At 69.4% G+C, this 4,821-nt stretch carries 7 protein-coding genes; 5 read left to right on the top strand and 2 right to left on the bottom strand.

All coding sequences use genetic code 11. From position 1 onward, the window contains the following. On the bottom strand, window positions 1-406 hold a 406-nt coding region (locus AX685_RS14685), incomplete at its 3' end, for a gamma carbonic anhydrase family protein (RefSeq protein WP_066489994.1). Window positions 407-509: 103 nt separating this feature from the next. On the opposite strand from AX685_RS14685, the gene AX685_RS14680 reads away from it, so the two are divergent. Next, the gene (locus tag AX685_RS14680) at window positions 510-698 is read left to right on the top strand and encodes a hypothetical protein (RefSeq protein WP_066489992.1); all 189 of its coding nucleotides are present in this window, start codon (window positions 510-512) and stop codon (window positions 696-698) included. 24 nt (window positions 699-722) lie between these two features. On the opposite strand, the gene AX685_RS14675 is transcribed toward AX685_RS14680, so the two are convergent. Beyond that, window positions 723-2,015, bottom strand: a complete 1,293-nt coding sequence (locus AX685_RS14675) for an MFS transporter (RefSeq protein WP_066489990.1) — start codon at window positions 2,013-2,015, stop codon at window positions 723-725. A gap of 142 nt (window positions 2,016-2,157) precedes the next feature. Here AX685_RS14675 and pgsA point away from each other — a divergent pair, with 142 nt between their 5' ends. The 4 genes from pgsA to AX685_RS14655 all read left to right on the top strand — a co-directional run. Then, entirely contained in the window at window positions 2,158-2,724 is a 567-nt protein-coding gene (gene pgsA, locus AX685_RS14670) for a CDP-diacylglycerol--glycerol-3-phosphate 3-phosphatidyltransferase (RefSeq protein WP_066489996.1), read from the top strand. 5 nt (window positions 2,725-2,729) lie between these two features. Beyond that, window positions 2,730-2,981: a molybdopterin converting factor subunit 1 gene (moaD, locus tag AX685_RS14665; protein WP_082740999.1), complete on the top strand. Its 252-nt coding sequence runs from the start codon at window positions 2,730-2,732 to the stop codon at window positions 2,979-2,981. Next, on the top strand, window positions 2,978-3,418 hold the full coding sequence (locus tag AX685_RS14660) for a molybdenum cofactor biosynthesis protein MoaE (RefSeq protein WP_066489986.1): 441 nt from the start codon (window positions 2,978-2,980) through the stop codon (window positions 3,416-3,418). The genes moaD and AX685_RS14660 overlap by 4 nt, the downstream gene beginning before the upstream one ends. Before the next feature lie 94 nt (window positions 3,419-3,512). Further along, window positions 3,513-4,821 (top strand): methyl-accepting chemotaxis protein (locus AX685_RS14655; protein ID WP_066489984.1); only part of this gene is annotated, 1,309 nt, incomplete at its 3' end.

The raw sequence follows: 4,821 nt of genomic DNA, 5'->3' as shown, positions 1-4,821 counted from the left end.
TGCCGACGATCAGGCTGCGCGGGGGAAAGGTCTTTCCCTCCGTCACCAGCGCGCCGGCGCCGACGATGCAATCGTCGGGAATCACCGCGCGGTTGAGGACGATCGCGCCCATGCCGATCAGCACCCGGTCGCCGATCGTGCAGCCGTGGAGGATGGCGTGATGCCCGATCGTGCAGTCTTCGCCGACGGTCAGCGGTGCGCCGGGATCGGAATGGAGCATCGCGCCTTCCTGAACATTGCTGCGCGCGCCGATCGGGATCGGCGTGTTGTCGCCGCGAATCACCGCGCCGAACCAGACGCTGACCCCCTCCGCCAGCCGCACGTCGCCGATCACGTCGGCGCTGGGGGCGACCCAGGCATCGGGGTGGCGCGTGGGGCGATGGTCCTTGAAGGCGTAAAGCGGCATTGGCGTGTTCCTCCCCCTGATCCCGGTCGCGTCCCGGACCGGGACGGGCATATCGTCAATAAATCGATACCCAAAATGGTTAGCGGCGCGTTAACACCTTGCCATGACGCGACGCCTTGTCCTCACCAACGAAGCCGCCCGCCACCCGTTTCGCCGGTCGCTGCCGCCGATGCCCGTATCGATGGACGAAGCGGCGGCGATCGCGCGGGCGAAGCGCGGGGAGGACGACTGGAAGCTGTTCTTCCTGAGCTTCGCGGCGTTCTTCATCTGCTTCTACACGATGATTGCATAATGCCGCGCGTGCGCCGCGCCGCGATCAGTCGCAGGCGCGGTGCAGGCGCTGCGCGATCAGTGCCGATACGCCGCACATCGCCACCACCAGCAGCAGCATCTCGCCCGGCGTGACCCCCGCCGCGGTGACCCCCGCGACCGCGAGCGAGCCGAACGTCATCGCGCCCGCATTGACCACGTTGTTCGCCGCGACGGTGCGCGCGGTCTGGTCCTTGGTCACGGTGGTGGTCAGGAAGGCGTAGAGCGGCACGACGAACATGCCGCCGAAGATCGCCACCCCCAGCAGCGCGGCGAGCACCAGCCACGCATTCGGCTGCGCCATGAACTGCGCCATGTCGTACAGGCCGTCGGCGGCGGGCGTCCACAGCCCGACGGTCCAGCGGAACGCCAGCACCGCCCCGCCCATCGCGATCACCGAGGCCGGCGCGAAGCGCGCCGAAATCTGCCCCTTGAGCAGCAGATTGATGATGACCGATCCGATCGCGACGCCGATCGAGAACACCGCCAGCACGAGGCTGGCGACGCTGGCGTCGGCGGTCAGCACGTTCTTCACCAGCGGCGGGAAGATGATGATGAGCACCGAGCCGATCGTCCAGAAGAAGCTGATCGCGCAGATCGCCAGGAACAGCCGCGGGATGTGCATCGTCCCCGCCACCAGCCGCCACGACGCGCGCACCGGGTTCCAGTCCAGCTCCAGCTTCGGCCCCAGCCGCGGGGCGGGGGGGACCGCGCGCGCGGTCAGCCAGCCGGTCACCGCCACCGCGAAGGTGAGCGCGGCGACCAGGGTGGTCGAATGATAGATGAACCCGGCGACGATCGTGCCGAGCAGGATCGACAGATACGTCCCCGCTTCGACGAGGCCGGTGCCGCCGAGCACGTCGTCCTCCTCCAGATGCTGGGGCAGGATCGCGTATTTGATCGGGCCGAAGAAGGTCGAATGGACCCCCAGCCCGACCACCGCGACCAGCATCAGCACCAGTGGCGCGGTGACCGCGCCGGTGCGCGCCAGCATCAGCCCGCCCGCGCCGACCGCCATGATCGCGATCTCCGCCGTCTTCACGATGCGGATGATGCGCGCCTTGTCCATGCTGTCCGCCAGCTGCCCCGCGAGCGCGGAGAGCAGGAAGAACGGCACGATGAACAGCGCCGCGGCGAGCGCGTTGAAGAAGCTTTCCTGCGTTTCGTCGGCAAAGATCTCATAGGTGGCGAACAGCACCATCGAGGTCTTGAACAGATTGTCGTTGAAGGCGCCGAGGAACTGCGTGGAGAACAGCGGCAGGAACCGGCGCCGCTTGAGGAGCCCGAGGGCATTGATCATGACGTGGGACGTCGCCCCCGATTGTTAGCAGGCGAGCGGGGGCATAGCGGGTGCCGCCCGATCATCCAAATCCGTTTTTCACCCGCCCGTCCGCCGCTTGCCGCTTGCGCCGCCCGCGCGGGCGGTCCACTTGACCGCTATCATGCTGTCGCTGCCCAATCTGTTGACGCTGTCGCGCATCGTCGCCGTGCCGTTGCTGGTCGCCTTCCTGTGGTGGCCCAGCTGGCAGGCGGGGTTCGGCATCGCCTTCGCGCTCTACTGCCTGATGGGCATCACCGATTATTTCGATGGCTATCTGGCGCGCGCGCAGGGGGCGGTGTCGAAGCTGGGCGTGTTCCTGGACCCGATCGCGGACAAGATCATGGTCGCGGCGGTCATCCTGATGCTGGTGGGCACGCGCCACAATGACGTCGCGGCGATCACCGGCATCCATATCATCGCCGCGCTGGTCATCCTGCTGCGCGAGATCGCGGTCAGCGGGCTGCGCGAGTTCCTGGCGGGATTGCAGGTGTCGCTGCCGGTGTCGAAGCTGGCCAAGTGGAAGACCACGCTGCAGATGGTCGCGCTGGGCGGTCTGATCCTGTCCGGCGCGCTGCCGGGCGAGGCGTGGATCAAGATCGCGAGCCTGGCCAGCCTGTGGGGGGCGGCGGCGCTGACGGTGGTGACGGGCTGGGATTACCTGCGCGTCGGCCTGAAGCATATGGATTGAGCGCGGTGAGGATCCTGTATTTCGCCTGGGTCCGCGAGCGGGTGGGCGTGGCCGAGGAAGAGGTGACGCCGCCCGCCGACGTGGCCGATGTCGCCGCGCTGATCGATTGGCTGGCGACGCGCAGCGACGGGCATCGCGCCGCCTTCGCCGATCCGGCGCGGCTGCGCGCCGCGGTCGACCAGGCGTTCGTCGCGCTGGACGCGCCGGTCGCCGGCGCGCGCGAGGTGGCGATCTTCCCCCCGGTGACGGGCGGATGATCCGCATCACCGTTTCCCACGATCCGATCGACGTCGCCGCCGAACTGGCGCGGCTGGAGACCGACGGGGCGGGCGCGGTGGCGACGTTCACCGGGCTGGTGCGCGGCGACGACGGGGTCGAGACGCTGGAGCTGGAGCATTATCCCGGCGCCACCGAGCGCGCGCTGGAGCAGCTGGCGCGGGGCGCGTGCGCGCGCTGGCCGCTGGCGGCGGCGACGATCGTCCACCGCGTCGGCGCGATGACGCCGGGCGAGCGGATCGTCTTCGTCGGCACCGTCAGCGCGCACCGCGCCGCCGCGCTGGAGGCCTGTGCCTATCTGATCGACCGGCTGAAGACCGATGCGCCGTTCTGGAAGCGCGAGACGGTCGGCGGCGCCGCGCGCTGGGTGGAGGCGCGCGCGGGCGATGCGACGGCGGCCACGCGCTGGGAATCGTGACGCGCACCTGATGAGACAGCGTTAGGCCGGTGTTTACGAAACCCGGTTACCGCATCGGAAGAGAACTGTCTTTTTCATCTCTGGCGGTGCGCACATGAAGAACTGGTCCTTCTCGGTGAAGCTCACGGCGGCGTTCGGTGCCTGTATCGCGATCATGCTGATGTTGAGCGGCGTGTCGCTGCTCAAGCTGGGCGTGATGAACGACGCGGTCGCCACGTTCGCCGGCAATCGCCTGCCCAAGGCGGTGGCGCTGGGCGAACTGAAGGGCGCGTTCACCGGCTATCGGCTCAGCCTGTATCGCCATATCGCGAGCGGCCCGGCAGACGGGCAGCGCGACCGCGCGGTGGCCGATGCGCGGGCGACGCTGGACAAGGGCATCGCGAGCCTGGCGCCGATGCTGACCGCGCCGGAGGCGATCGCCGCGCTCAACAGCGTCCGCGAGCAGCTGCCGATCGTGTATCGCAACGACGAGCGCGTCCTGGCGCTGTCGCGTGCGAACCAGGACGATGCCGCGACCGCGATGCTGGTCGAGACGCGCCAGCAGACCAAGGCGATCGACGCCGACCTGCGCGCATTGCGCCGGATCTTCGACGCGCAGGAGGACAAGGCCAAGGCCGAGACCGCCGCCGACTATACGTCCGCGCGCTGGATGATCGCGCTGGCGGTGCTGGCCGCGCTGGGGCTGGTCGCGGCGACGCTGGCGGTGATGGTGCGGCTGGTGTCGCAGCCGCTGGGCGCGCTGGCGGGCACGATCGACCGGATCGCGGCCGGGCAGCTGGACGTCGCGCTGAGCCGCGACGACCGTCGCGACGAGATCGGCGGCCTGACCCGCTCCGTCGCGACGCTGCGCGACCAGCTGGTCGCCGCGGAGGCCGCGAAGGAAGCGCAGGCGACGCTGATCGTCGACAGCGTCGGTTCGGGGCTGGACGCGCTGGCGCAAGGCGACCTGACCGCGCGGATCGATGCCGAGCTGACCGGGCCGTTCGCCAAGCTGAAGGCCGATTTCAACCGCGCGATGGACGCGGTGGGGCAGACGATGGTGTCGGTCACCGCCACCGCGGACAATATCGCCAATGGCGCGGGTGACATCCGCCAGGCATCCGACGATCTGTCGCAGCGCACCGAGCAGCAGGCCGCGAGCCTGGAGGAAACCGCCGCCGCGATGCACGAGATCACCGAGACCGTGCGCGAGACCGCGGTCGGCGCGGCGCGCGCCAACGGCGTGGTCAGCGCGACGCGCGAGGATGCCGAGGCGTCGGGATCGGTGGTGCGGCGCGCGGTCGAGGCGATGCACGGGATCGAGGCGTCGTCGGCGGAGATCAGCGAGATCATCGCGGTGATCGACGGCATCGCGTTCCAGACCAACCTGCTGGCGCTGAACGCGGGCGTCGAGGCGGCGCGCG

It is taken from the genome of Sphingomonas sp. CCH9-F2, from assembly GCF_001556735.1.
GTDB classification, from domain to species: domain Bacteria; phylum Pseudomonadota; class Alphaproteobacteria; order Sphingomonadales; family Sphingomonadaceae; genus Sphingomonas; species Sphingomonas ginsenosidimutans.
This window is presented reverse-complemented; position numbering and strand designations above follow the sequence as displayed.